22 protein-coding genes are annotated in these 22,935 nt (G+C 73.2%); 10 read left to right on the plus strand and 12 right to left on the minus strand.

The genetic code is table 11. The features are described 5' to 3' along the window. The first annotated feature begins 27 nt into the window (after nt 1-27). Complete coding sequence (locus ABTZ54_RS02070) at nt 28-1,629, plus strand: M4 family metallopeptidase (RefSeq protein ID WP_351655798.1); 1,602 nt, start codon at nt 28-30, stop codon at nt 1,627-1,629. 35 nt (nt 1,630-1,664) lie between these two features. Here the strand turns inward: ABTZ54_RS02070 and ABTZ54_RS02075 are convergent, their stop codons facing one another. Next, nucleotides 1,665-2,324, minus strand: a complete 660-nt coding sequence (locus ABTZ54_RS02075; protein ID WP_351655801.1) for a response regulator transcription factor — start codon at nt 2,322-2,324, stop codon at nt 1,665-1,667. After that, nucleotides 2,321-3,472 (minus strand): sensor histidine kinase, encoded by a 1,152-nt coding sequence (locus tag ABTZ54_RS02080; RefSeq protein WP_351655804.1) that lies wholly within the window; start codon nt 3,470-3,472, stop codon nt 2,321-2,323. Before ABTZ54_RS02080 ends, ABTZ54_RS02075 begins: the two co-directional genes overlap by 4 nt. 257 nt (nt 3,473-3,729) lie before the next feature. Between ABTZ54_RS02080 and ABTZ54_RS02085 the strand changes: the two genes are divergently transcribed. Together ABTZ54_RS02085 and ABTZ54_RS02090 are read left to right on the plus strand one after the other, a co-directional pair. Beyond that, nucleotides 3,730-4,938 carry an alpha/beta hydrolase family protein gene (locus ABTZ54_RS02085; protein WP_351655807.1) on the plus strand — a complete coding sequence of 403 codons (1,209 nt, stop codon included), beginning with the start codon at nt 3,730-3,732 and terminating at the stop codon, nt 4,936-4,938. 114 nt (nt 4,939-5,052) lie between these two features. Continuing rightward, entirely contained in the window at nt 5,053-5,847 is a 795-nt protein-coding gene (locus ABTZ54_RS02090) for a CPBP family intramembrane glutamic endopeptidase (RefSeq protein ID WP_351655810.1), read from the plus strand. Between the two features lie 22 nt (nt 5,848-5,869). On the opposite strand, the gene ABTZ54_RS02095 is transcribed toward ABTZ54_RS02090, so the two are convergent. The 3 genes from ABTZ54_RS02095 to ABTZ54_RS02105 are packed head-to-tail and all read right to left on the minus strand — an operon-like array spanning nt 5,870 to nt 9,007. After that, nucleotides 5,870-7,588, minus strand: a complete 1,719-nt coding sequence (locus ABTZ54_RS02095) for an alpha/beta hydrolase (protein WP_351655813.1) — start codon at nt 7,586-7,588, stop codon at nt 5,870-5,872. After that, the gene (locus ABTZ54_RS02100; protein WP_351655819.1) at nt 7,578-7,859 is read right to left on the minus strand and encodes a three-helix bundle dimerization domain-containing protein; all 282 of its coding nucleotides are present in this window, start codon (nt 7,857-7,859) and stop codon (nt 7,578-7,580) included. Before ABTZ54_RS02100 ends, ABTZ54_RS02095 begins: the two co-directional genes overlap by 11 nt. Before the next feature lie 2 nt (nt 7,860-7,861). After that, entirely contained in the window at nt 7,862-9,007 is a 1,146-nt protein-coding gene (locus tag ABTZ54_RS02105) for a PP2C family protein-serine/threonine phosphatase (RefSeq protein WP_351655825.1), read from the minus strand. Between the two features lie 168 nt (nt 9,008-9,175). Here ABTZ54_RS02105 and ABTZ54_RS02110 point away from each other — a divergent pair, with 168 nt between their 5' ends. Both ABTZ54_RS02110 and ABTZ54_RS02115 read left to right on the plus strand, forming a co-directional pair. Continuing rightward, a complete protein-coding gene (locus ABTZ54_RS02110) occupies nt 9,176-9,475 on the plus strand; it encodes a hypothetical protein (protein WP_351655831.1) in 300 nt (99 codons plus the stop codon). 116 nt (nt 9,476-9,591) lie between these two features. Further along, on the plus strand, nt 9,592-10,686 hold the full coding sequence (locus ABTZ54_RS02115) for a hypothetical protein (protein ID WP_351655835.1): 1,095 nt from the start codon (nt 9,592-9,594) through the stop codon (nt 10,684-10,686). Here ABTZ54_RS02115 and ABTZ54_RS02120 read toward each other — a convergent pair. Together ABTZ54_RS02120 and ABTZ54_RS02125 are read right to left on the minus strand one after the other, a co-directional pair. After that, nucleotides 10,655-11,425, minus strand: a complete 771-nt coding sequence (locus tag ABTZ54_RS02120) for a GNAT family N-acetyltransferase (RefSeq protein WP_351655838.1) — start codon at nt 11,423-11,425, stop codon at nt 10,655-10,657. The two genes, ABTZ54_RS02115 and ABTZ54_RS02120, sit on opposite strands and share 32 nt — an antisense overlap. A 55-nt stretch (nt 11,426-11,480) precedes the next feature. Next, nucleotides 11,481-12,326: a class I SAM-dependent methyltransferase gene (locus ABTZ54_RS02125; RefSeq protein WP_351655841.1), complete on the minus strand. Its 846-nt coding sequence runs from the start codon at nt 12,324-12,326 to the stop codon at nt 11,481-11,483. A gap of 283 nt (nt 12,327-12,609) precedes the next feature. Between ABTZ54_RS02125 and ABTZ54_RS02130 the strand changes: the two genes are divergently transcribed. Beyond that, nucleotides 12,610-13,950: a N,N-dimethylformamidase beta subunit family domain-containing protein gene (locus tag ABTZ54_RS02130; protein WP_351655844.1), complete on the plus strand. Its 1,341-nt coding sequence runs from the start codon at nt 12,610-12,612 to the stop codon at nt 13,948-13,950. On the opposite strand, the gene ABTZ54_RS02135 is transcribed toward ABTZ54_RS02130, so the two are convergent. Both ABTZ54_RS02135 and ABTZ54_RS02140 read right to left on the minus strand, forming a co-directional pair. Then, nucleotides 13,901-14,674, minus strand: a complete 774-nt coding sequence (locus tag ABTZ54_RS02135; RefSeq protein WP_351655847.1) for an HAD family hydrolase — start codon at nt 14,672-14,674, stop codon at nt 13,901-13,903. The genes ABTZ54_RS02130 and ABTZ54_RS02135 overlap by 50 nt on opposite strands. A 4-nt stretch (nt 14,675-14,678) precedes the next feature. Next, nucleotides 14,679-15,854 (minus strand): serine/threonine protein kinase, encoded by a 1,176-nt coding sequence (locus ABTZ54_RS02140; protein WP_351655849.1) that lies wholly within the window; start codon nt 15,852-15,854, stop codon nt 14,679-14,681. A 197-nt stretch (nt 15,855-16,051) separates the two neighbouring features. Here ABTZ54_RS02140 and ABTZ54_RS02145 point away from each other — a divergent pair, with 197 nt between their 5' ends. From ABTZ54_RS02145 to ABTZ54_RS02160, 4 genes are all read left to right on the plus strand, one after another. Then, a complete protein-coding gene (locus ABTZ54_RS02145) occupies nt 16,052-17,353 on the plus strand; it encodes an extracellular solute-binding protein (RefSeq protein WP_351655852.1) in 1,302 nt (433 codons plus the stop codon). After that, nucleotides 17,343-18,257 carry a carbohydrate ABC transporter permease gene (locus ABTZ54_RS02150; RefSeq protein WP_351655855.1) on the plus strand — a complete coding sequence of 305 codons (915 nt, stop codon included), beginning with the start codon at nt 17,343-17,345 and terminating at the stop codon, nt 18,255-18,257. Before ABTZ54_RS02145 ends, ABTZ54_RS02150 begins: the two co-directional genes overlap by 11 nt. Before the next feature lie 41 nt (nt 18,258-18,298). Beyond that, nucleotides 18,299-19,078, plus strand: coding sequence for a carbohydrate ABC transporter permease (locus tag ABTZ54_RS02155; protein ID WP_502997169.1), 780 nt, complete (start codon nt 18,299-18,301; stop codon nt 19,076-19,078). 63 nt (nt 19,079-19,141) lie between these two features. Then, nucleotides 19,142-20,239: a radical SAM protein gene (locus tag ABTZ54_RS02160; protein ID WP_351655864.1), complete on the plus strand. Its 1,098-nt coding sequence runs from the start codon at nt 19,142-19,144 to the stop codon at nt 20,237-20,239. A 14-nt stretch (nt 20,240-20,253) separates the two neighbouring features. Here the strand turns inward: ABTZ54_RS02160 and ABTZ54_RS02165 are convergent, their stop codons facing one another. The 3 genes from ABTZ54_RS02165 to ABTZ54_RS02175 are packed head-to-tail and all read right to left on the minus strand — an operon-like array spanning nt 20,254 to nt 22,870. Next, nucleotides 20,254-21,240 carry a mevalonate kinase family protein gene (locus ABTZ54_RS02165; protein WP_351655867.1) on the minus strand — a complete coding sequence of 329 codons (987 nt, stop codon included), beginning with the start codon at nt 21,238-21,240 and terminating at the stop codon, nt 20,254-20,256. Nucleotides 21,241-21,245: 5 nt separating this feature from the next. Then, on the minus strand, nt 21,246-21,785 hold the full coding sequence (locus ABTZ54_RS02170) for an NUDIX domain-containing protein (protein ID WP_351655869.1): 540 nt from the start codon (nt 21,783-21,785) through the stop codon (nt 21,246-21,248). Nucleotides 21,786-21,799: 14 nt separating this feature from the next. Further along, nucleotides 21,800-22,870 carry an NAD-dependent epimerase/dehydratase family protein gene (locus ABTZ54_RS02175; protein ID WP_351655872.1) on the minus strand — a complete coding sequence of 357 codons (1,071 nt, stop codon included), beginning with the start codon at nt 22,868-22,870 and terminating at the stop codon, nt 21,800-21,802. Nucleotides 22,871-22,935: the final 65 nt, after the last annotated feature.

A 22,935-nucleotide genomic window follows, 5' to 3' on the forward strand; every position in this document is an offset into this window, starting at 1 on the left:
CCACGACGAGCGAAGGAACACCGCGTCATGACCCGTCCCCTGCTTGCCCTTTCCACGATGGTCGCCGCCGGTGTCCTCACCACCGGCGCCCTGGCCGCCCCCGCCTACTCGCAGCCCCAGGCCGCGCCGCACGGCATATCGGTCCGCGACACGGCGATAGCCCGGGCCCAGGCCAACGTGACCCGGCACGCCGACACCTTCGGCTTCGGCGCGGGCCAGGCCCTCCAGGTGAAGGACGTCGTCGTCGACGCCGACGGCACCCAGCACGTCCGCTTCGAGCGCACCTACCGCGGCCTCCCCGTCGTCGGCGGCGACTTCGTCGTCCACCAGAAGGCCGACGGCTCGCTCAAGGGCTCCAGCCACGCCCGCGCCCACAAGGTCGCGCTCGCCTCCGTCACCCCCGCCGTCGACGCCAAGGGCACCGCGGCCGGCGCCCTCAGGCGCTCGCGCGGACTGGTGCGCGACGCCCGGTCCACCCCCGAGCTGATCGTGTGGGCCGCCGACGGCACCGCCCGCCTGGCCTGGCGCACCACCGTGCAGGGCCTGGGCGACAAGGGCCAGCCGCACGGCGAGGTCTTCGTCACCGACGCCAGGAGCGGCGCCGCGATCGAGAACTACGAAACCGAGCGCGAGGCGACCGGCACCGGCCACTCCGAGTACACCGGTGACGTCCCCATCGACACCACGCTCCAGGCCGACGGCACCTTCGCGCTGATCGACCCGACCCGCAAGCACATCACCAAGGACGCGCACAACGTCTCCGCCTCCTCCCTGAACAGCTCCTCGGGCACCCTGTTCACCGACGCCGACAACGTCTGGGGCGACGGCCGGAAGTTCTCCACCGACCGCTCCACCGCCGCCGTCGACGCGCACGTCAACACCGCGAAGACCTTCGACTACTACAAGAGCACCTTCGGCCGCAACGGCATCAAGAACGACGGCCGCGGCGCCACCGTCTTCGTCCACGTCGGCACCAACTGGGACAACGCCCAGTGGTCGGACTCCTGCTTCTGCATGATGACCGGCGACGGCGACGGCGTCACCGACCCCGAGCAGGTCGACCTCGACACCATGGGCCACGAGATGACCCACGGCGTCACCTCCGCCACCGCCAACCTGCGCTACAGCGGCGAGTCCGGCGGCCTCAACGAGGCCACCAGCGACATCCTCGGCACGATGGTCGAGTGGTACGCGAACAACCCGGTCGACACCCCCGACTACCTCTTCAGCGACCAGTCCACCCCGCCGTGGCTGCGCCGCTTCGACAAGCCCTCCCTCGACGGCCGCTCCGCCGACTACTGGTCGAAGACCGTCGGCCGGCTCGACGTGCACAACTCCTCGGGCGTCGGCAACCACTGGTTCTACCTCGCCAGCGAGGGCAGCGGCACCAAGACGATCAACGGCATCACGTACAACAGCCCGACGTACAACGGCTCCACCGTCACCGGCATCGGCAACCAGAAGGCCTCCGCCATCTGGTACCGGGCGCTGACCGTCTACATGACCTCCACCACCGACTACAAGGGCGCCCGCGTCGCGACCCTGAGCGCGGCCAAGGACCTCTACGGCGCCACCAGCACCGAGTACGCCACGGTGGCGGCCGCCTGGACCGCGGTCAACGTCGCCTGACACCTCCGGCGGGCCCCGCCGTCACGGCGGGGCCCTCAGCCGGGCCCGACGAGCCCGTTCTCGTACGCGAAGATCACCGCCTGCACACGGTCCCGCAGCTCCAGCTTGGCCAGGACCCGGCCGAGATGCTTCTTCACCGTGGGCTCCGCGAGGTCCAGGGCGGCGGCGAGCTCGGCGTTGGTCAGACCACGGGCGGCGCCGAGCAGGACCTCGCGCTCGCGCGCGGTGAGCAGGCTCAGGCGCTCCCCGTCGTCCTCGGCGGCGGCGGGCAGCCGGTGGGCGAAGCGGTCGAGCAGACGCCGGGTCACACGGGGGGAGACCACGGCGTCACCGCGGGCCACGTCACGGATCGCGGCCAGCAGCTCCTCGGGCCTGCTGTTCTTCAGCAGGAACCCCGACGCCCCCGCCCGCAGCGCGTCGAAGGCGTACGCGTCCAGATCGAACGTGGTGAGCACCAGCACCCGCGCCCCCGGCACCTCCCGGAGCAGCCGCCGCGTCGCCTCGATGCCGTCGGTCCCCGGCATCCGCACGTCCATCAGCACCACATCGGGCCGCAGCGAGCACGCCATCCGCACAGCGGCCGCACCATCCGCCGCTTCGCCCACCGGCTCCATATCGGCCTCGGCGCGCAGGATCATGGTGAAAGCCAGGCGCAGCAGTTCCTCGTCGTCGACGAGTAGCACACGGATGCTCATGGGGCACCGTCCGGATCGAGAACGAGGCGTACGGAGACCTGCCAGCCGCCGTCGGGCAGTGGGCCCGCGTCCAGGACCCCGCCGTAGGCCGCCGCGCGCTGCCGCATTCCCGCGAGGCCGCGTCCCGGCGCGGGGGCCGGTCCGGGCGGTCCGGCCGGTCCGTTGTCGGACACCTCGACCATGACGGTCTGGGGGGTGCAGGAGACCCGGACCTCGGCGCGTGTGCCCTCGGGGGTGTGGCGCAGGGCGTTGGTCAGGGACTCCTGGACCAGGCGATGGACCGTCAGCTGTGCAGCCGTGGGTACGCGGTCGATGTCGCCGTTCAGCCGGAGGCGGGTCCTCAGGCCCGCTGCCTCCATCCGCTCGCACAATGGACCGAGCTCCGCCAGGCCGGGTGGCGGATGCCGTTCCGCGTCGGCTTCGTCCTCCTGGAGGAGGCCCAGCGAGCGCCGCATGTCGGTCAGTGCCTGCCGTCCGGTCTCCGCGATGCGGGTCGTCACGGTGAGCGCGTCGTCGGGGCGGGCGTGCACGACCGCGTCGGCGAGGGCCACCATGACGGAGAGGCTGTGCGTCACGCTGTCGTGGAACTCCCGCGCGATTCGGGTCCGTTCCTCGGCCACCGCGAGCCGTGCCCGGCGCTCAAGGGCGGCGACGCGCTCCTCCTCGGCGGCCCGTCTCATCCGCGTGTTGGCCCCCAGCAGCGCGCTCGCGGCGACCGCGGCGGTCATCGCGGCGGCGGAGGCCAGGAACCGCCCCTCGGGCGCCCAGCGTGCCGCCGCCAGCACCGCCCCCGCCGTCGCGACGACAACCGCCGCCCATCCCGACCGCCGGGACGACCGGGCCGTGACCGTGCCGAGGGCGATCAACAGCGCGGCGTCGGCGGGCGACTGGACGCCCAGCAGCCACTGGACCAGCGCCACGGCGGCGATCACTCCGAACACGGCGCGGGGCGCCCGGCGCCGCCACACCAGCGGCAGCACCAGGGCCGCTTGCAGGACCGGACCCGAGGCGCCCTCCAGACGCGCCGGTCCCAGCGTCAGCAGGAAGAGCGCCGCTGCCAGCGACGCGTCCTGGACCACGGCCGGTACGCGCGCCACGCGCACCCGGTACGACGCGTACAGCCGGTTCGGAGGTATGGCTTCGCTCATGTCGTGTCCCTCCTCGCCGGGGCTCCGTTGCGACCCCGCCCCACGCTAGGGGCGTGCCCCGGCTGAGCGCCTCCGCCCATCGGCGGAGAGTGGGGGCGTCCCCGGGAGGCATCGGATCCTCCTGGGGGAGGAGACGGCCGGTTCCCGGGAGACCGGTGGCCACCGGGCGGATCGTTCCGGGGTACGTCGCCCCGGGCGGTCCGGCGTTGGAACGCTGGTCGGGTTCCCCAGCCAGCCCCCCCACGAGGAGTCGACCCATGTCACTGTCCCGCCGCGCCCTGCTCCTTCAGCTGGGCGCCGCCACCGTCCTCGCCACAGCGGGCACCGCCCGCGCGGCCGGGCCGGTCACCCCGAGGCTGCCCGCGCCCACCGGGCCCTGGCCGGTCGGGACCGTCGACCTGCACCTGGTCGACCGGACGCGCCGCGACCCCCTCGTACCCTCGCGGCCCTTCCGCGAGCTGATGGCCGGGGTGTGGTATCCGGCGGAGGCGGGCGGGGCGTATCCGATCGCCCCCTGGCTGTCTCCGGCGGCCGCCGCCGACTGGGACCAGCACTCCGCGCCCGCCCTGGGCGTCCCCGCCGGGACGGTGGACTGGTGCGGGATCCGCACCCACGCGCGGACCGGCGCGCCCGTCGCGCGCTCGGCCGGAAGGCTGCCGGTCGTGCTGTTCTCCTCCGGGGACGGCGGCACCCGCGCGCTCGGCACGACCCTGGTCGAGGAACTGGCGAGCCGGGGCTACGTCGTGGTCGCCCTCGACTCCACGTACGAGGCCGACCAGGTCGAGTTCCCCGGCGGCCGTGTCGAACGGGCCGTCCCGCTGCCCGACGTGCTCACCCCCGAGGTCATCGCCGCCCTGCTCGCGCGGCACCACCGAGCCCGCCTCGCCGACGCCCGGTTCGTCCTCCGGCAGCTCGACCGCCTGGCGCGCGGACACCACCCCGACGCCGAGGGCAGGCCCCTGCCGACCGGACTGGCGGCGGCGCTCGACCCCTCCAGGACGGGCGCGTTCGGCCAGTCCCTGGGCGGCTCCGTGGCCGCCCGGCTCGCCCACGACGACCCGCGCGTCCGCGCGGCGGCCGACCTCGACGGCGAGTTCGTCGGCACGGTCGCCCACAGCGGCGTCGGCAAGCCGTTCCTGCTGATGGCGTCCGGTGCGAAGACCCTCGACACCGAGGCGAGCTGGGCGTCCTTCTGGGCCGCCTCGACCGGCTGGAAGCGCGCGCTGCGCCTGCGGAAGGCCGCACACGGCTCGTACACCGATCTCCAGGTCCTCCTTCCCCAGCTCACCGGCCGGCCGCCGGTCCCCGCGGCCGACGAGCTCATCGGCACCATCGCCGCCCGGCGCTCCCTCGCCGCGCAGCGCACCGCCCTCACGGCCTTCTTCGACCTGCACCTGAAGCTGCGGCCCACCGCCTTCTTCGAGAACCCCGGCGGCCGGTACCCGGAGCTGGAGGTGCTGCGCTGAGCCGACCGGCGCGGCTGCCCTCGTGGTGCCGGGCACGGCGGGGGGCCGCCGGGTAGCGTGGCCGAGGGGAGGGGACACGCGGCGTCGGAGCGATCGAAGGGCGGACTCACCCTGGTGCCTGCCCGAGACCCCGACGAGCCCGACCCCCACGAGCCCGACCCCGACGAGCCCGATGCCGCCCGGCCCCCGCAAGCCCGGGCCGCCCGGTGGCGCGGACCCATCGGCACCTGGCCGGCCGTCGTGCTCACCCTGGCCGTGCTCGCCGTCGCGAACGCGCTCACGCACCGCTGGTCCGGCCCCGTCGAGCTCGTGACGGCCGTGGCGGTGAGCGCCCTGCTGCTCGGGGTGCTGCGCTGGGCCGGCGGCACCCGCGCGGACGCGGGTCTGGCGCCCGGCACGCTCGGGACCGGCGCCCGGTGGGCGCTGGCCCTGATCGGTCTGGTCGGCGCCGTCTACCTGGCCGGGGCGCTGCTTCCCGCCACCAGGGGACTGTTCGAGGACCGGCGTTACGCGGGGATGGACGGGGGCGAGCTGGCGCTGCGCGTGCTCGTGTACGTGCCGGTCGGCACCGTCCTGCTGGAGGAGACCGCCTTTCGCGGCGTGCTCTACGGCCTCGTGGCCCGGGCCCGGGGCACCGGGTGGGCGACCACTGTGTCGAGCCTCCTGTTCGGCCTGTGGCACGTGCTGCCGTCGCTGCACCTGTCGACCGCGAAGCCCGCGCTGACCACGGTCTTCGGCGACTCCGCGTTCGGCGCGCTGGTCGCGATCGGGGCGGCCGTGCTGTTCACGGCCGCCGCGGGCGTCCTGTTCTGCGAACTCCGGCGGCGCAGCGGCAGCCTGCTGGCGCCGATGGGCCTGCACTGGGCGGTGAACGCCCTCGGCTACGTCGCCGGGTTCCTGCTGCGCTGACCGCCCCGCCCGGGCGCCCCGGTCACTGCGGCGCGGTGACGATCTCCTTGAGCCGGGCCAGGTCCTGCGCCGTGTACCCGGACGGCCGCATGACGGCGTTCCAGCCGTCCACGTACTCGGCCTTGTACCGGTGACCGTGTCCGTCCGGCACCCCCGTGGAGAACGGCAGGTCGGCGGTGACCTGCCAGAACGTCACGAACGGGATCCAGACCATGGACTCCAGCACGTCGCTGCCCGGCTTCTCCCCGATCCAGTCGGGCTCCGACAGGGCCAGATCGGGGCTCCACCAGACGATCGGGTCCGAGGCGTGCATCAGGTACAGCACCCGCGTCCCGTCCCACGGGCGGTCCTTCGGGGGGATCCCGGCGGCCGGGTCGTCGGTGAACCGGACCGTCCGCCCCTCCTTGTAGACGGGCTCGATCTCCGGGCTGCCCGGCTCCCGGTGGTCGCTGAACTCGCGGAAGAGGGTGTTGAAGTTGGGCGGCCCCGCGAACAGGGTCCCGGCGGTGCGGTTGCGCAGGTCGTACTCGCCGCTGAAGGCCGCCTCGCCGCCGAACGAGCCCAGGCTCTCGCCCGCCACGAACAGCCGTGGACGCTGGTCCTGGGGCAGCTTGGACCAGACGTCGTAGACCGCGTCGAACAGCTCGCGGCCCGCCTCGCGGGCCTTGGACTGGTCGACGAGATAGGACATCCACGACGGCAGGTACGAGTACTGAAGCGCCACCGTCGCCGTGTCGCCGTCGGCGAGGTACTCGAACGAGTCCACGGCGGCCGGGTCGACCCAGCCGCTGCCCGTGGTGGTGATGACCAGCAGGTCCTTCCGTTCGAAGCCGCCGGCCCGCTGGAGGTCCGCGACCGCCCGCTTCGCCCTGCTCTCGGTGTCGTCGGCCGTCTCCAGACCGGCGTACGCCCGTACGGGCTCCTGCGCCGCGCGGTGCGTGAACGCGCCGATCTGCGCCGCCGTCGGCCCGCTGCCGGTGAAGGCCCGGCCCTGGAAGCCCAGCGAGTCCCACGGCACCAGCGAGCCGGGCCCGCCGGAGCGCAGCGGAGAGGTGGGCTGGTGGACGCCCTCCGGGGTCTCCGTGTCCCGCAGCGAGAAGGCGCTGTTCATGGCGTTCACGAAGCCGCCGAGCAGCACCCCGCTGAACACCGACCAGGCCAGCGCCGCGACCAGGCCCCAGCCGACGACCCGCGCCGCCTTCGGGCCGATCCAGCGCCCGAGCTGCCGGGCGGCCCAGCGGTACAGCCGTCGCAGTCCCCGCCCGACGAACAGCAGCGCCAGGAAGACGAGCGCGGCGACGAACGGGCAGGCGATGGTGGCCCAGACGTTGTAGTCGGTGACGCCCATGAGCTGGCGGATCTGGTGCTGCCAGTACTGCCCGAGCCCGAACGAGACCCCGAACAGCACGACCGCGGCGACGAGCAGCACCTGCCACGACCTGCGCGCGGCGGTCCTGGCCTCCCGGTCGGCGAACGCCCGCCACACATAGGCGGCGATGACGCCGAGCCCGTATCCGATGGCGCCGCTGATGCCGGCGATCAGCCCTTGCAGAAGACCGTCGCGCGGGAGCAGCGACGGCGTGAAGGACAGGCACGCGAGGAGCAGCGCGCCCCAGCAGCCCGGCACCGTGAGACGGGGCCACCACCGGCGGCGCCGCGCGGCCTCGGGCGCGGGCGCGGGCTCGGGCTCACGCTCGGGTGGCTCGTCCGAGGGGGAATCGGGTCGGTCGTCAGGAGTCATGGCGTCCTCCGCGGTCATGATCCCCTGACCGGACCCCGGCTGCCACCCGGGCGGCGTCCAGCGCCTTCCGGGACCGGCGCTCGACCAGGATCGGGAGGAACGACCTGACCGTGGCCTGCTCGAAATGGGCGTACGCGCTCCGGACCGCCGCCTCGACGGCGGCCGGGTCCAGGGAGGGGTACGCGACGACGAGCCGGGCCACGAGATCCTGGAGCGCGAGTGCCTCGTCGGCGGAACCGTCCGGACCGGCGTGCGGAGTCAGGTCGTCCACCGTCATGTCCTCGGCGCCCGGCCGCGTGGCCGGTGCGCGGCGAGCAGGGCCATGTCGTCCGTGGCCCGGCCGCCCGTGAAGCGCTTGACGTCGCCGACGATCGTGGCGAGCAGCCGCGCGGGCGAGGAGAAGACCGGGCCCTTGAGGCGGCTCGCGGGGTCGTAGAACGTGCCGTCGCCGTCGCGTGCCTCGGACAGGCCGTCGGTGTACAGGAGCAGGGTCGCGCCGGCCGGGAACTCCCACTCGTCCGGCACCGGCGGCGAGGGGGAGAGGTCGGAGAGGCCCAGGGGGACGCCGAAGGCCCGGGGCGCGAGGTCGGCGACGTCGCCGTCGGGCAGGAGCAGCAGCGGGGGCGGGTGGCCCAGGTTGAGCGTGCGCAGCACCCGGGAATCGGCCGGGACCTCGACGAGGAGGCAGGTCGCGAAGCCCTCCGCGTCGGCGAAGCCGCTGCGGCCCATGGCCTCTCGGGCGAGGGCGTGCTCCAGGCTCCCGGAGAGCTCGGCCAGCGTGGCGGACCGGTCGACCGCCTCCCAGAAGGCGCCCAGGATGACCGAGACCGTCTCGATCGCGCCGAGCCCCTTGCCCCGTACGTCCCCGATGACGAGCCGGGCGCCGTACGGTGTCGCCCGCGCCGCGAACAGGTCGCCGCCGATGAGCGCGTCCCGCTGGGCCGCCTCGTAGTGGCTGGCGAGCCGCAGGCCGCCGATCCGCTCGGGAGGTGTCGGCAGGACCGCGCGCTGGGCCGCCTCGGCCACTCCGCGTGCCGCGGCGAGCTGTTCCTGGGCACGGTGGACGACCCGGTTGAGGAGCGCGGCCATGGCGGTGGCGAACGCGATGGCGGCGAGTTCGGTCGCCAGGTCCAGGGCCGCGGTGGACTCCCATATCGACCCGGCGACCAGGTGGAGCAGCGCGGCGGAGACCAGGCCGGCGGCGCCGAAGGCGAGCGTCGCGCCCCAGGAGTAGAGCGGTGCCGCCGTGAGCGGGGCGGCCACGAAGAACGGTGTGCCGGTGAGCTGGGCGGGAGTGACCAGTTGGAAGACGATGCCGACGACGACCAGCCCCACGGGAAGGACGCGGGACAACCGCAGGGCGTTGCCGTCGCGCCGGGCGGACGACGGCGCGGGCCGGCCTGTGGGTCTGATGTCCACGCCGACCTCCAGGCCATCGCGCGCACGGACACTACGGTCGATAGGAGAATTATCGCCCGGATCGGCCGCGCGTGTGCGGGGCGGCCAAGCTGGCCTGAACACGTCGTCACAGCCGCCACGGCTCTCCCGTTCACTGCTGGAGGGGCCGGGACCGGTGAGGGAGGTGCGATGCGCGGAGCCGTGTGTCTGCTGCTGGGTGGTGGTGGGGCGGCGCTTTCGGCCGGTGTCATGGTGGCGGTGCACGCCGACGGACGGCTGCCGCTCGCGCTCGCCCTGTGGGTGGACGGGGCCGTGGCCCTGTGCTGGCTGTGGCTGACCGCCCTCCTCGCACGCCGAAGGCCCGCTTCCGCCGCCGGGCAGGTGCCCGACAGCACCGGAGGGCCCCGGGACCGGCCCGCCGTGCGCTACCGGCCGGACGCCGGCGAACCGCTCGCGCGGGACCGCTGGGGCAGCCGCCACCGGCGCTGAGCGCGGCCCACCGGAACCGGCCAACGTGCGGCGCGGGCGTCCCCGGCGCCGGTCGCTTCTGCCACGATGACGGCGACATTCCCGAGCCGGGCGGAGGGCCAGCGGAGGTGCGGACGGTGCGCGTGAGTTCGGCGGTCATGACCCATCCCGTACGTCTGGAGCAGGCCCGTGACCTGGCGGCGCGGCTCCGGCTCGACGGGCTCGCGCTCGATCCGGACCCCGACGGGCCCCCGTCGGCGCTGCGGACGGCGCTGGTCGCGTGGGCGGCGGCGGACGCCCGGGCGAGCCACCATCTCGTCGTGCAGGACGACGTGTCCGCGCCGCCGGAGCTGACGGCGCTCGTCGGGCGCGCGGCGGACCGGTTCCCCGACGAGGCGCTCGTGTTCTACACCAACTGGCACGCGCGCAACGGCGGGGCGGCCCGGCTCGCCGCGCTCGCGGGCGCCACCTGGGTGCGGGCGGTGCCCGACGAGTTCACGCCCTCCCTCGCCGTCTGCCTGCCCGTCGGCACGGCCGAGGAGTTCCGGCGGTTCGCCGACGGGAGCACCGAACGCCACGACGACGAACTGTTCTCGGTCTTCTTCCGCGCCCGGGGCCGGATGAGCCTGATCGCCGTGCCCAACGTCGTCGAGCACATCGGCACCAGCAGCATCAACGGCCACGCGGCCCAGGGCATCAGACTCGCCGTCTGCCCCATGGACGCGGCGGACGCGGCGCCGCTCCTGGAGCGGGGCCGCGTCCTGGAGGAGCCGGGCTGGATCCCGTACATGCGGTACGGGGAGGGGTACGTACGGCTCGTCGGCCAGGAGCGGGCGGCGGACGGCGGCCGGGGGCACCACCGCTGGCGCGACGCCCTGCCGGCGACCGGGCTCGCCGAGGAGGCCGTGCGCGAGGCCGTGGTGGACGCGATGCCGAAGGAGCTCGCGGCCGACGTGGCGCACCGCTTCGGCTGGGCCTTCGCCGAGGAGCTGTGGATCCACTGCCTGCTGCTCGGCCGGCAGGCGGCCGGAGCCGCCCGCCGGCTCGGCGACGGGCCCGGCGGGCCGCCCGCGGACGCCCTGGCCCGGATGCGGGAGGCGGCGGTCGCCACCGCCGGACCCGCCGGGCTGCCGCCGGAGCGCCGCCCCGAGGCCGGTCCCGACGAGGTGCGGCTGATGGCCGCGTTCGCGTGGACCGCCGTCAGCGAGGGGGAGCGGCTTCCTCAGGAGTGACGGGATGGGTGATCCAGACCCCCGGCTCCCAGTACGAGCCGAGATCGCGCGCCCGCTCGACGCGCAACGGGGAGAGCCCGCCCGGGAAGACGTAGTCGCCGTCCTCGGGGAAGGCGAGGCCGGTCCAGCTCTCCCACTCGGCCACCGTCCCGGTGATCCGCGAGGAGCGCTCCGAGCTCCCCGCGACCGTGCCGCCGGCCCCGACCTGGGTGCGGATCCACGGGTCGAGCGGACTCCCGTCGTCCCGCGTCCAGGCCGCGTACCGGGCGATCGGCACCAGCGGGTACCGGTCCTTCCAGGTGGGCCGCACCGGGACCAGGACCGTCGGCAGTCCGGCCCGCCGCGCCACGGTGCGCATCGCGCCGAGGAGCAGGGTCGACAGGCCCCGGCGCTGGTAGTCCTCCGCCACCTCGATGCCCAGGGCGCACAGCGCGCCCGGGGGCAGGCCCGCCGCACGGTCGGTGAACGCGCGGGCGATGGAGTCGTCCAGGCCCGGACCGAGGTCGTCCGCGCTGCCGTCCCAGCCGCGCGGCAGCGAGCGTCCCGCCCCCGCGACCTCCTCGCGCTCCTCGTCGTACAGCACGAACTGGTACGCGGGGAACTCGTCGAACAGGCGCTTCCAGTAGGTGTCGTTGACGTCGCCGTGCAGGTTGTACTCGGGCACGACTCCGGCGAACCGTTCGGGCATGCGGTCCCACAGCTCGGGGCGCTCCGCGTGGGTGACCACCACCAGGGCCATCGGGCCCCTCCTCTCCTGTCGCTGTCCGTCTTCGGTGTCCGGTGCGGTCCGACGGTTACGCCGGGACCTCGACGTCCCAGACGACGACGATCGGCAGGTCCTCCCAGGCCGCCCGCGCCGCGTCGGCGATGAACTCCTCGTAACCGCCGGGCGCCAGACGCCCGTTGAAGAGCGGCTCACGACAGCCCCGGACCCGCAGCCCGGCCTCCGTGAACGCCTCCAGGTAACGCCCCGGCAGATGCACGTGGTTGCGGACGAACGCCAGCCGGTCCGCGTCGTGCACGAAGAGGCACTGGCCCTGGAGGGCGATGACGAAGGGGTGCATGTCCGAGACGACGATCCGGCCACCCGGGCGGACCACGCGGGCCAGCTCGGACACGCCCGCCTTCAGGTCCGGCAGATGCGTCATGGCCAGCGAGCAGACGGCGACGTCGACCGAGTCGTCGTCGAGCGGCAGGTCCTCCAGGCGCCCGACCCGGAACTCCGCCTCGGGCGCGCGCTCCCGGGCCTTGGCCAGCATCTCGGGCGACTGGTCCACGCCGATGACGCGGTGTCCGCGCGCGACGAGGGCCTCGGTCTGGCGTCCGGTGCCGCAGGCGGCGTCGAGGGCGACGCCCGTCGGAAGGGAGTCGAGGATCGCGTGCACCTCGGGCTCCTCGACCTCGATGTACGAGCTGGGCAGCGAGTCGTACACCGCCGACCAGGAGGCGTAGCCCGCCGAGGCGTCGAGCTCGCTGACCTCGGCGCCGCCGTCCGGCAGCCGCTCGTCGTCCGAGACGAAACGCCGGATGTCCTCGACACGGGCCCGGAGGAACTTCTCGTCCCCGTCCAGCGCGTGGCGCAGCAGCGCGAGTCCCTCTATTCCCAGGACCAGTTCCCGTACGCGGAATTCACCGCTCATGCGAGCCCCTTTTCGGTGGCAGAGTGTGACGGGCGCTTCCGCACTACCCGGCTCGTCCAAGAGCGATTCGGCCGCCCCGCGCGCTGTCCGAAAGGGGATCCAGAATGGCCGGTTCGCGGCGGCATTGCCCCGCATTTCCCGACTGCCTAGCATCTCCGGAATGATAGAAGGATACGCGGGCCGGGAAAGCGTGCTCTCCGGAGGGGAGTTGTCCCTTCACCTCTCCACCGACGCGCCACGATTCCGGATACGGTTCTACCGCCTGGGCAGAGAACTCGCCCATGTGGCCGACACCGAATGGTTCCCAGGCTCCCTCCACCTCCCGCCCCCGCACCCCGACGGCGTTCCCGGACGGGCCTCACCCGCCGACGACTGGAACTGGCCGGAGATCACCCTGCCCGTCCCGGAGACCTGGACCCCGGGAATGTACCTCGCCGAGTTCGTCGAGGACCGGGCGGACGCCCCCGCACCGCCACTCCTCGACGCCTCGGGAATCGAGGGAGCCGCCCGGGAATTCTTCGTCGTACGGCCCCGAAGGGCCGGCAGCCGGTCCCGCATCCTCTACAAGAAGTCCACCTTCACCCGGCACGCCTACAACCGCTCCGACCGGCCGGGCGAGGAACGCGCCGTCAGCCTCTACGACCACCCCGTCCACCTGACCGGCGACGACGGCACCCCCCGCGGGCACAAGGTCAGCCTGCACCGCCCCGGCGGGGTGATCGACCTCGCCTACTGGGACGCGCCGTTCATCGCCTGGCTCGAACGGCACTCCTATCCGGTCGAATTCTGCACCGACCTCGATCTGCACGAGGACCCCGAACTCCTCTCCTCCTACGATCTGCTGCTCAGCGTCGGACACGACGAATACTGGAGCGAGGCGATGCGCGACCACGCCGAACGATTCGTCGGGGAGGGCGGGAACATCGCCTTTCTCAGCGCCAATACCTGCTGGTGGCGCGTCCACCCCACCGACGGCAACACGGCCTTCGTGTCCGACACCGACCACCATGTGGGCGAGGAATATCCACACCTTCCCGCGACCGACCAATGGTGGGCGCCCTCACCCGACGGCGTCGGCCGCCCCGAGAACTCCCTGACCGGGGTGAGTTTCCGCAACGGCGGAATGTGGCCGAGCACCGAATGGCCCGGGGACCGGCCGTCCCACGGATACACCGTGCAGCACGCCGACCACTGGATCTACGCGGGCACCGGACTGAACGACGGATCCGGCGGAAAGGAGCCGGACCGGCTCGGCGCGGGCACCCCGCTCATCGGATACGAATGCGACGGCGCCGCCTTCGCGTACGACGAACGGGGCATCGCGCGGCCGACCGGAGCCGACGGAACACCCGGCTCCTTCCTCATTCTCGGCATCCACCTCCTGGAGCCCTTCCACGACGACTTCCACGACTTCAAGTGGGGCCACTGGAACGGGCCGGTCCGGGAGCCGGAACACACCGGCCCCCGGGCCGCCACCATGGGCCTCTACACCGCGGGCGGCACCGTCTTCACCGCAGGCACCACCGACTGGCCGGTGGTCTGCGGACGTGAGGAGGACGCCGGCGTCGTCCGGGTCACCCGCAACCTCCTCGACCGGCTGCGCCACCGCGCCCCGGCCCCCTGAGCAGCTCCGCGAGCCCGCGGATCCGGGCCGCCCCCGCGGGCAGCGGCGGCTCGGGCCCGCGGACCGCCGGGTCGGGCCGGCACAGATGCGCGGCCCGCATCCCGGCGGCCAGCGGCCCCCGCACGTCCGGCTCCCACATGTCGCCGACGAACAGCACCTGGGAGGGGTGCAGCCCGCACCGGTCGAGCAGCACCCGGTAGATCAGCGGATGCGGCTTGCGCGCCCCGGTCCGCGCCGAGCCGACCACCACGTCCACGTCCGCGCCGAGGCCGACCCCGGCGACGCACTCCTCCAGGTTCCAGAACCAGTTGGAGCACACCCCGACGAGCAGCCCCCGGGAGCGGAGCCCTCCGAGGACGGCGCGGGCGTCCCCGAAGAGCTCCAGGTGGACCGCCTTCATCGCCTGGTCGATCTCCCCGACCAGCTCCTCAAGCGCGCCCTCCGGCACCCCGCAGGCACGGGCCCTGCCGGTCAGCCGGCCCCGCTCCCAGCGCGTGTACGCCGTCTCGCTCACCGAGTGCGCCGTGTGCTCCTCGCCCTCGCCGGGGCCCACCGCCCACTGGTCGCCCCAGCGGGCGCCCTGCGCGGCGAGACCCCGGCGGGCGAAGATCGCCCGGTGGTCCGGCGGCAACGGCTCCACCATCCGGACCAGCGTCCCGTAGAAGTCGAAGACGACGGCCCGGACCTCCGGCGGCAGCGCGTACGCCGGATCGCCTGTCGGCACGGCCTCAGTACCGGCCGTACCGGCGCGGGAAGTAGTCCTGAAGCGCGCCGTCCCGCTCGATGTCGACGGTCGCGCAGTGCAGCCCGCCGCCGAACGGGCCCACGGCCCGGAAGGGCACCGGGACGATCTCGAAGCCGTACGACGCCAGCTGCTCCGAGAGCCGGACCTCGTTCTCCTCGACGCAGAGCGTGTTCTCGTCGAGGTTCAGCATGTTCCCGGCGAGCCACGGGCTGCAGAACGACAGCTTCGGCGGATGGTCCCAGCTCGCGGGCTGCACCGCCTCGACGATCTCCCAGTCGTTGAGCTTGAAGAACTCCATCAGCTCGGCGTCCGCGAGCCGCTCGCCGCAGTGCAGCACCAGGCCGGGACGGAGCGGCACCCAGGTCGCGTCGATGTGCAGCGGATGGGTGTTGGTCGAGGTCACCGCGTGCACCCGGTGGTCCGGGAAGTGCCGCTTGAGCCACTGGTAGCCGCTCTTGTTGGTGACGAACGACAACTGGACGAACAGGTCCTTGCCGAAGCGCGCCACGTCGGCCGCGTCGAACAGCGGCTCCGCCTCGGTCAGCACCAGGTCGTAGTCCCGGACCCGGGCCAGCTGCTCCTCGGTCGGCAGGTCGTTGTACGTGTCCCAGAAGCCGACGTTGTACGAGGCGTCCGTGAGGCGCGGCTTCGGCGCCGCCTCCCACCGCATCCGCTCGTCGGAGTCGAACAGGTCCTGGAGCAGCGGCCGGTAGCAGAGGTACTCGTGCCAGCGGCTGCGGTACGACATCGTCGCTTCCAGGACCTCGTTGCCGACGGTCAGCAGCAGGTCGCGGGGCGGCATGCAGCCGAACATCGAGTCCTGCGTCCAGTCCGGGGTGCTCACCGGCCGGTTGAAGTCGACCGGGGTCGGGCGGTCCACCCGGATGCCGCGGCGGCGCAGCATCGCGGCGAAGGCGTCGAGCTGCTCGTCGGCCTCGGCGACCATGTCCGCCGGCATGGGGCCGTAGGTACCCAGCGGGAAGCCGTCGTCGGGATAGTCCCGGCGGACGGCGTGCTCGGGTGCCTGGACCACGGTGCCCTCGGCCCTGCCGACGATCACATGGCGCAGCGGGTCCCATCCGTTCCAGGAGTTGACCCGTACCGGTCGCGCGGAGATGTCGGGGGTGGCGTCGGACACGGTCGTCTTCTGCTCGGTCACGTACAAGCCCTTCGATTCGGGGTCGTGTGGGTGACGCAGAGGCCCAACCTGAGGGTGCGACGCCGGGGGCGTCAAGGTGGGCGTCCCTCCGTGGGACAGCCAGCGGCATGTTCCGGCCGAATGTCCGTGTCGCCGCGAGGAGCGAGTGTCGCCGGGGTAGGGAGGAGATCGTTGCCGGAGCCCACACGGAGGAATCCATGGCCCTTCGCATGTCCCGCAGGCCCGTCGTCCTGGCGCTGCTCCTGTCGTTGGCCGCCGCCGGATGCGGGTCGGGGGGTGCGGGCTCGGGAGGCGAGGGGCCCGAGAAGGGCGGCAAACTGACGGTGTGGCTCGCGGTGGACGCCAAGGAGAGCTGGCCGGAGCTGGTCGCCTCCGTCAACGCTCGCTTCGCGAACGCCCACCCCGGGGTCGAGGTCGACGTCCAGTACCAGCAGTGGACGACGAAGAACCAGAAGCTGGACGCGGTCCTCGCCGGGCGCAACGTGCCGGACGTGGTGGAGATGGGCAACAGCGAGACCACCAACTACATCGTCAACAAGGCCTTCGCCCCGCTTGACCCGTCCCGTTTCGACCAGTCGGACCGGTGGCTGCCGGCCCTGGCGGACGCGTGTCGCGAGGACGGGAAGACGTACTGCGTGCCGTACTACGCGGGCGCCAGGGTCGGGGTCTACCGCACCGACTACTTCACCCGCGCGGGCGTCCACCAGGCACCCCGCAGCTACCCCGAGCTGGTCACCGCGCTCGACCGGCTCAAGAGCACCATCGGCGCGAAGGACCCGAACTTCTCCGCCTTCTACATGCCCGGCCGCTACTGGTACGCGGCGATGGCCTTCGTGAAGGACGCGGGCGGCGAGATGGCCGTCAAGGACGGCGGCGGCCGCTGGAAGGGCGCCCTGTCCCAGCCCCGCTCCGTCGCCGGTCTCACCGCCTGGAAACACCTCATCGACACGTACTACGTCGGCGACCGCGCCAAGGACAACGGCGACCAGCCGGCCGTCGTCGGGCAGGGCCGCGTCGGCGTCTTCTACGGCAACACCTGGGAGGCGGAGGCCGCCGCCGACAGCCGCTCCGGCGGCGACCCGAAGCTGAAGGGCAAGTTCGCCACCTTCGCCTTCCCCGGGCCCTCCGGGCAGGTCCTGCCCCCGTTCCTCGGCGGCTCCACCCTGGCCGTCCCCGCGAAGTCCGACCGGAAGGAGCTGGCCACGGAGTGGATCCGGCTGTTCACCGACCGGGAGTCGCAGAAGACGCTGATCGCCGCCAACACCCTGCCCAACAACACCGGGCAGCTCGCCGACGTCGCCGCCGGGGGCATCAACGGGCCCGCCGCGCAGGCCGCCGCCCGCGGCTGGGTCACCCCGCTCGCCCCCGGCTGGACCTCCGTGGAGAAGTCCAACGTCCTGCCCGAGATGCTCGAACGCATCGCCACCGGCAAGGCGTCCGTCGCGGACGCCGCACGCGAGGCCGACCGGCGGATCGACGAAGTGATCAATGAGCGCTGACCGGGCGCGGCGGCGCTCGCCGTCCCTCCTGCCGTATCTGCTGATCGGCCCCACGGTCCTCGCGCTCGTCCTCGTCCTCGGCTATCCGCTCGTCGACATGGTCACGCTCGCCTTCCAGGACATGACCCGCGAGCAGCTGTTCAGCGGCACGTCCCCGCCGTGGGCCGGGCTCGACCAGTTCCGCAGGATCCTCGGCGACGGCTTCTTCTGGACGGTGGTGGCCCGCACGGTCCTCTTCACGGGCGTGTGCGTCGTCCTCACCATGCTCTGCGGCCTGGTCACCGCCCTCCAGATGCACCGCGTCTCGCCCTGGGTGCGCGCCGTCATGTCCGCGGTGCTCGTCACCGTGTGGGCCATGCCCGTCATGGTGGCCGGATCCATCTTCCGCTGGCTCTTCGACGCCGACTACGGCGTGGTGAACTGGGTGCTCTCCACCCTGCCGGGCGTCGACCTGTCCCGGCACAACTGGTTCACCGACCCGTGGCAGGGCTTCGCCGTCATCGTCGCCGTGGTCGTCTGGGGCTCGCTCCCGTTCGCCGCCATCACCCTGCGGGCCGCGCTCGCCCAGGTGCCGCCCGAGCTGGAGGAGTCCGCCGTCCTCGACGGGGCCGGGCCGCTCCAGATCCTGCGGCTGATCACCCTCCCGGTGATCAAACCGGTGTTCCTCATGGTCACCACGCTGACCGCCATCTGGGACTTCGGCGTCTTCAACCAGATCTGGCTGATGCGCGGCGGACAGCCCGAGCGCGAGTACTACCTCCTCGGCGTCTACTCGTTCATCGAGTCCTTCGCCGTGAACCGGTACAGCACGGGCGCCGCCATCGCGCTCGTCACCGTCGTGCTGCTGCTCGCCGGATCCGTCGTCTACCTGCGCCAGATGCTCCGGACGGGAGAGATCGAGTGAGGCGACGGCCGCCGCTCCGCCACGACCTGTTCGGCCTGCTCATCGCCGCGGTGACCGGCTTCCCCGTCTACTGGATGGTCCTCACCGCGTTCCGGCCCGCCACGGACATCCTCAGCCTGCCCCCGGAGTTCTGGCCCGGCCGGCCCACCCTCGACAACTTCGCCCGGGCCCTGTCCACCGAGACCTTCTGGGCCAACGTCCGCTCCAGCGTCGTCATCGGCCTGGGCACCGTGGTCGTCTCCCTCCTCGTCGGCACCCTCGCCGCCTACGCCCTCGCCCGCTTCCGCTTCACCGGCCGCAAGGCCTTCGTCCTGGTGCTGCTCGCCGTCCAGATGATCCCGCTCGCGGCGCTGATCATCCCGGTGTACCTGCTCCTCAACGACGCCGGGATGACCGACAGCCTCACCGGCGTCATCCTCGTCTACCTCGTCTTCACCCTGCCGTTCACGGTGTGGATGCTGCACGGCTTCGTCGTCGCCGTCCCCGTGGAGCTCGAAGAGGCGGCCCTGGTCGACGGCTGCGGCCGGCTCGGCGCGTTCTGCCGGGTCACCCTGCCGCTGCTCGCCCCCGGCCTCGTCGCCACCTCCGTCTTCGCCCTCGTGCAGGCGTGGAACGAGTACGTCCTCGTCTACGTCCTGCTGTCCACGCCGGAGAAGCAGACCGTCAGCATCTGGCTGGTCTCGTTCCAGACCGGATTCGGCACCGACTACGGCGGACTGATGGCGGGCGCCACGCTGACCGCCCTGCCCGTCGTGGTCTTCTTCCTCGCCGTCCAGCGCAGGATCGCCTCCGGCCTCGCCGTCGGCGCGGTCAAGGGCTGAGCCCTACCGCAGGAGGCCCCACCCTGCCCCGGCGGCACCGTCCCTCGTCCTCAGGAGGACCTCATGACGCACGACCGCCTCGACCTCGTGTCCAAGCTCTACCAGCCCGCCGGCTGGCCCCGCGTCCTGGAGGCCGCGTCCGGCTCGCCGACCGGCGCCCCGCTGGTCGTGGACCTCGACCCGACCACGTTCTGCGACCTCGCCTGCCCCGAGTGCATCAGCGGAAAGCTCCTCAACCAGGGCCGCTTCACCCCCGAACGGCTCGCCGCCCTCGCCGAGGAGATCGTCGCCATGGGCGTACGGGCGGTGGTCCTCATCGGCGGCGGCGAACCCCTCGCCCATCGCGGCACCCGACGGGTCTTACGCATCCTCGGAGAGGCCGGACTGGCCGTCGGCGTCGTCACCAACGGCACGATGATCCGCCAGAACCTCTCCGAGCTCGCCCAGTACGCCTCCTGGGTCCGCGTCTCCGTCGACGCCGGAACCGCCGACACGTACGGCCGTTTCCGGCCCGACCGCAAGGGGCGCAGCGTCTTCGACAAGGTCATCGAGAACATGCGGCTGCTCGCCGCCGAGAAGAGCGGCGCGCTCGGCTACTCCTTCCTCGTGATGTCCCGGCGGGAATCCGACGGCACGACCGTCACCAACCACCACGAGGTGCTGACCGCGGCCGAACTCGCCCACGACATCGGCTGCGACTACTTCGAGACCAAGGCCATGTTCGACGACGACCACCACATCGTGCAGGTCCCGGGGGAGCTGCTGGCCTCCGTCGACCGGCAGCTCGCCGAGGCCTCCCGGCTGGAGAGCGACCGCTTCCAGCTGGTCAACTCCTCCACCCTCACCTCCCTGCGCGGCCAGTCCGGAGCCGTCCAGCCGAAGGCGTACGACCGCTGCCGGGTCGCCGAACTGCGCACCCTCATCACCCCGTCCGGGGTGTACGTGTGCTCCTACCACCGTGGCAACCCGCTCGCCCGCATAGGCGACGCCGTCACCGACGACCTCGCCACCCTCTGGGAGAAGTCCGACCGGGGGATCGTCGACCCGAGCCGGGACTGCCGGTTCCACTGCGCCCGCCACAGCTCCAACCTGGAGCTGGAACGTATCGCCCGTGGAACCGGCGACGTCCCGCCCGTCGAGGACTACGACCCCTTCCTCTAGTTCCTCCAGTCCCCTTAGCTCGGCGTCGGCGTCGGCGTCGGCGTCGGCGCGTCCCGGATGCCCGGCGCCGCCGCCGTGGGCAGGATCCGGGCCCCCGGGTGGGTGACGCGCAGCGCCCGGCCGAGCCGCTCCACCGTCTCCGCCAGCGCGTCCGCCCGGCAGACGCCGACCAGCGCACCGCCTCCGCCGGCCCCGCTGAGCTTCAGCGGCAGGCCGGCGGAGCGCAGCGCGGACCGCCGCAGGTCCTCCAGGAGGGGCGTCGACATGCGCTGGTGGTCCCGCATGGCCACGTGCGCGTCGCTCATCGCCGCCCCCAGCGCCGCCAGGTCCCGGCCGCGCAGCGCCTCCCACACCCGCTCCGACGCCCCGTCGGCCGCCCGCCGGTACGCGGCGAGCGCCGGGTCGCCGGCCGAGAGCTGCGCCCGTACGTCCCGGATGTGGTGCCGGGTGTCCTTCCGGGTGCCCGAGTCGACCACGACCACCCGCCACTCCTCCGGCAGGGCGAGCCGTTCCCGTACCACCGGAAGACCCCGCTCGCGCCCGTCCAGCAGCAGCGCGCCGCCCTCGACGACCGCGAGATGGTCCATGCCGCCGCCGTGGAAGCGGGCGAACTCGAACTCGTACGCCCACTGCGCGATCGTACGGTCGGAGGGCAGCGCGCGCCCCGGTGTCCCGGCCTCGGCGAAGGCGCGGAACAGCGCCACGATCAGCGCCGTGGACGAGGAGAGGCCGCTCGCGGGCGGCGCCTCGCTGTGGACCAGGACCGGCGGCGGCACCGGGCCGAGGCCCGGCAGCCGGCCCCGCAGGAAGGCCCACACCTCGTCCCGCCAGCCGCCCTCGGCCGCCTCCTGACCGGCCGCCCGCGCGGCGCCCTCCGGCACGACCTCGACCGTGGTCGGCAGCGCGAGGGCGAGACTGACCGAACGCCCCCCGCCCAGCCAGTCCAGGTCCTCTCCCGACAGACACGCCCGGCACGGCACCACCGCGCGGATCGGATGCACGTCACTCACCTCGCCTGGAACCTCCCCTCTTGTTCGAACGCCTGATACATCGACAGCACGACCCGTGTCGGCGGGTGCAGCGGGCCCGGCGGATCCCCGAGCGGCCGGAACTCCGCCCGGCGCACCTCGTCCGCCCCGGGCGACAGCTCCCCGGACCAGCGCCGGGTCACGAAGCAGAGCGCGAAGCAGTGGGTGACGTCGCCGTTCGGGTACGTCAGCGTGTGCACGGCCGGGTCCGACAGCGAACCGAAGGCCACCAGGTCCGCCCGGTCCACCCGCAGCCCCGTCTCCTCGGCCACCTCGCGCACGGCCGCGTCGGCGAAGTCCCCGTCCTCCTCGCAGGCGCCCGCCGGAAGCTCCCACACCCCCGTGTCGGCCCGCTGCTGGAAAAGGCCGCGGCCCTCCGCGTCGAGGAGCAGGACCTGCGCGCCGGGGACGAGCAGCTTCCGCCCGCCCACCTCCCGACGCAGCGACCAGATGTACGACCCGACGTAGCCCATGCCCGTACCGCCTCCTCCGCCGTCCGCCGCGCGGCGGACGGCCACGCGGCCGCACCCTGTCACGCGCGGTCCTCCACCAGCCAGCGCGGCATGGCCTCCGGCGTGGCGAGCAGCCACCGCACGTACCGGTCGACGCCCTCCGCCACGTCCACCCGGGCCCGCCAGCGCAGCAGTTCCGCGCACCGCTCGGTGTCGGCGTACCCGCCGAGCGGGTCGCCCTCGGGGCGCGGGGTGACGATCCGGCGCGCTTCGGGGAAGTAGGGGGTGATCAGGTCCGCCACCTCCCGGACCGAGGTCGGGACGCCCGTCCCCACGTTCACGGTCTGCTCCGCCATCCCCTCCTCCACCAGCGCGAGCGCGGTCGCCTCGGCGATGTCCTCCACATGCACCAGGTCGCGCACCTGGACCCCGCCGCCGTTCAGCCGCATGGGGCGGCCGAGCCGGGCCTGGAGGGAGAGCCAGGGCACCATCCAGGAGTGGCTGCCCGGCTTCGGGATCTGCGGCTCCCCGTACACGGAGAAGTAGCGCACGATCGCGTACTCGCAGCCCGACTGCGCCCCGAGCATCAGCCGCGTCTGGTGCTCCGCCCACAGCTTGCCGTTGGCGTACACCGACAGCGGGAACAGCGCCTGGTCCTCGTGGAACACGTGCGGGCCCGGCGAGTCGGAGGGGCCGTCGCCGTACACGGACGCCGAGGAGACCAGCACCAGGCGCCGGATCCTGGCCCTGGCCGCCTCCTCCAGGACGACCTGGGTGCCCTGCACATTGGCCCGGAAGGCGATGTCGGGGCGGCGCGTGCAGGCCGCCACGTCCGCGAAGGCGGCGGCGTGGACCACGAAGTCGGCGTCCCGGACGAGCTCGGCGACCGCCTCCCGGTCGCATATGTCCCCGACCACCAGCCTGGCCCCCGTCCGCGCCACCCCGAACGTGGTGTGGGCGGACTCCGGATACGCGTCCATCCGGTCCAGGACGGCCACCTCCGCGCCGACCCGGCAGAGCAGGGACACCAGCCGGCTGCCGACCAGACCCCCTCCTCCGGTCACGACGACACGGGCGTCGCGGAGCTTCTCAAGCCGCGACAGGACGGAGTCGGTCGTTCCGTGCGGTAACGCGTGCGATCCAGCGGACATGAACGTCCCTTCCGGGGCCGACGACGAACTCGGATGGCGAGCGGACCCGCCCGGGGCCCCGTACG

The sequence above is a fragment of the Streptomyces sp. NPDC094032 genome (assembly GCF_040303965.1).
In the GTDB taxonomy this organism is placed as follows: Bacteria; Actinomycetota; Actinomycetes; order Streptomycetales; family Streptomycetaceae; genus Streptomyces.